General features: G+C 66.2%; 1 protein-coding gene. It reads right to left on the reverse strand.

The window, feature by feature from the left end:
- On the reverse strand, nt 1-1,253 hold a 1,253-nt coding region (ahcY, locus tag NOD94_RS41105; protein ID WP_281211349.1), incomplete at both ends, for an adenosylhomocysteinase.

A 1,253-nucleotide genomic window follows, 5' to 3' on the forward strand; every position in this document is an offset into this window, starting at 1 on the left:
TCGACGGGGACGCCGATGTAGGCGGCCTGTTCGGGGCGCAGGGTGGTGAGGCGGACGCCGAGGGCGTCGAGGTGGAGGCGGGCGACCTTCTCGTCGAGGTGCTTGGGCAGGACGTGGACGTCGATCGGGTACTCGGAGGGCTTGGTGAAGAGCTCGATCTGGGCCAGGGTCTGGTCCGCGAAGGAGTTCGACATCACGAACGAGGGATGGCCGGTCGCGTTGCCCAGGTTCAGCAGGCGGCCCTCGGACAGCACGATGAGGACCTTGCCGTCGGGGAACGTCCAGGTGTGGACCTGCGGCTTGACCTCGTCCTTGACGATGCCCTCGACCGCCGCCAGGCCGGCCATGTCGATCTCGTTGTCGAAGTGACCGATGTTCCCGACGATCGCCTGGTGCTTCATCCTGGCCATGTCGGCGGCCATGATGATGTCCTTGTTGCCGGTCGTCGTGATGAAGATGTCCGCCGTCTCCACGACGTCGTCGAGGGTGGCGACCTGATAGCCGTCCATCGCCGCCTGCAACGCGCAGATCGGGTCGATCTCCGTGACGATCACCCGGGCACCCTGACCCCGCAGGGACTCCGCCGACCCCTTGCCGACATCCCCGTAACCGAAGACGACCGCGACCTTGCCGCCGATCAGGACGTCCGTGGCACGGTTGATGCCGTCGATGAGGGAGTGGCGACACCCGTACTTGTTGTCGAACTTCGACTTCGTGACCGCGTCGTTCACGTTGATCGCCGGGAACAACAGGGCACCCGCCTGATGCATCTCGTACAGCCGGTGCACACCCGTCGTGGTCTCCTCCGACACACCCCGGATGTCGGCCGCCAACCCCACCCAATCGATGCCGGTACGACCCAGCAACGTCAGGATGTGCCCGTACTCCTCGTTGTCGGCCGTCGACGGATCCGGAACCACACCCGCCTTCTGGAACTCCACCCCCTTGTGGACCAGGAGCGTCGCGTCACCACCGTCGTCCAGGATCATGTTCGGACCCGCGTGCCCCGGCCAGGTCAACGCCTGCTCCGTGCACCACCAGTACTCCTCCAGCGTCTCGCCCTTCCACGCGAACACCGGAATCCCCGCCGCCGCGATCGCCGCCGCCGCGTGATCCTGCGTCGAGTAGATGTTGCACGACACCCACCGAACCTCCGCGCCCAACGCCACCAACGTCTCGATCAACACCGCCGTCTGCACCGTCATGTGCAACGAACCCATGATCCGCGCACCCGCCAACGGCTGCGCCCCGGC

Origin of the sequence: Streptomyces sp. Isolate_45 (assembly GCF_024721315.2) — a bacterium.
Taxonomy (GTDB): domain Bacteria; phylum Actinomycetota; class Actinomycetes; order Streptomycetales; family Streptomycetaceae; genus Streptomyces.